We start from the raw sequence: 1,926 nt of genomic DNA, 5'->3' as shown, positions 1-1,926 counted from the left end.
TCTCGTGATCTTGTGTGCCCCGGCACCGGCTGCGCGCCGCCGCCGCAATTTGTCGTCCAAACCGCCCCACCACCGCCTGTATGGGTGCCGGTTCAGCCACCGCAGCAACCGTCACCGCCTTCGCCGCCGAAGCTGCCACCGCCGCCGCCACCGAAACTGACTACACCCACGAAGCTGACACCGATACCGGCGCCACCTTCGCTGTGCCTGCCTCCGCACCACCTTGTGCAGGGCGTCTGCCAATGAGGTCCTCCCGCGGGGAGGGGCCGGGATTTGATCCCGGCCTCACCCGCTTTCCCGTCGGAGAGCTGGAATTTTCTCGTGCCATTTCACCCGCGTGCGCGCACACTTATTCGCAGCGCCGGTCCTTACAGAACCGGCACCGGCGCCTCATGGTTGGGGAAGCGACGTGACAACCGCACTGTCCAATTGGGACATCGTCAGCGATGCGGAGTTGGCCCGCGCGGCGGCGACGGGTGATCGAGGCGCGTTTGCCATGATTTATGACCGTTACGCCGACCGGCTCCACGACTTCTGCGTGGGCATGGTCCGCGACCGCGACGCCGCCGCCGACTGCGTGCAAGACGTGTTCTGTGCCGCGGCGACCCAGCTGCCCAAACTGCGTGAGCCCGACCGGCTGCGCCCCTGGCTGTATGCCATTGCCCGCAACGAAGCCCTGCGCTGCATCCGGAACCGCCGTCGCGAGCAAGCCTCCGATGAACTGCCGGAGGCCGCGTCGCACGAAGCCGGCCCGGACACCCTGGCCGCGCGCAACGAGCTGGCCGACCTGATCGCTGAGGCCGCGGGTGGGCTCGTCGACCGCGACCGCACCGTCTTGGAGCTGGCCTACCGCCACGGCCTCGACGGACCAGAGCTGGCCGAAGCACTGGAGGTCAGCCCCGGCACCGCCAACAAGATGGTGTCGCGGCTGCGCAGCACCATCGAAACGTCGCTCGGTGCGCTGCTGGTGGCCCGACGCGCCCAACACACTGCCGACAAGTGCCCTGAGCTGCGCACGATCCTGGAGGGTTGGGATGGACGGTTCAGCGTGCTGATGCGCAAACGCATCAGCCGCCACATCGAGTCCTGCCCGACCTGCGATGAGGAACGCCGCCGCCTGGTCAGCCCGGCCGCGCTACTCGGCGCCCCGGTGTTCATCCCCGCCCCCGCCTGGCTGAGGGACCAGACACTGGACAAGGTCCGGCTGACCTCCGCGGGCCACAGGCTCGCCACGGATACGGACGCCGACAGCCCCACCCTGTCCCATTGCGCCGCGGACGCACCGACCATGGCGTCGCCGGTAGCCGCCACAGCGTCGGACGACGAGGGCTACTTCGACGCCGCCGAACCGCGGCGAGCTCGGCGGATCATCCCGTGGATCGCGCTGTTCGCCGCCGCCTTCTTCGCCGCGCTGGGGCTGGCTTTCACCTTCCTGTACCACCACAAGACCGCCGTCACGCCGACCGAGATGACTGGGACCGCGCCCGCGCCCATGAAACCGGCAGCGCCGCCGAGCGCCGCGACTATCCCCGCTAACCCAGCACCACCCCCGGCGCCGGCGGTAACTGTGCCTCCGGCTTTTACGCCCGCACCCGTCCAGCCGCCGGCAGCCACGGTCCCCCCACCGATACTCACCGCCCAGCCTCCGGTCGTACCCCCACCGATCGTTCCACCGGTGGTGCCGCCCCCGCCGATCTTGGCGCCGCCGCCGGTCGTAGTGCTGCCACCACCCATCGTCGTGCCGCCGCCCCCCGTCGTGGTGACGCCGCCGCCGCTGGTGACGCCGCCGCCGGTGGTGACGCCGCCGCCGGTCCGGGTTACACCGCCGAGGGGTCCCGTTTCTTCCGTCCCCGTGATTCCAACGCCCTGCCAGGAAAACGGCAGCATCGTCTCGACCTGTTGGCCGACCACCCCCATCGCATGCAG

1 protein-coding gene is annotated in these 1,926 nt (G+C 69.9%); it reads left to right on the top strand.

All coding sequences use genetic code 11. From position 1 onward, the window contains the following. Nucleotides 1-409 precede the first annotated feature (409 nt). A partial coding sequence (locus A5745_RS25160) for an RNA polymerase sigma factor (RefSeq protein WP_076119191.1) occupies nucleotides 410-1,926 on the top strand: 1,517 nt, incomplete at its 3' end.

The sequence above is a fragment of the Mycobacterium sp. IS-2888 genome (genome assembly GCF_001954215.1).
Lineage (GTDB): Bacteria > Actinomycetota > Actinomycetes > Mycobacteriales > Mycobacteriaceae > Mycobacterium.
Note: the sequence above shows the minus strand (reverse complement) of the source record. Positions and strands in the feature narration are given on the sequence as shown.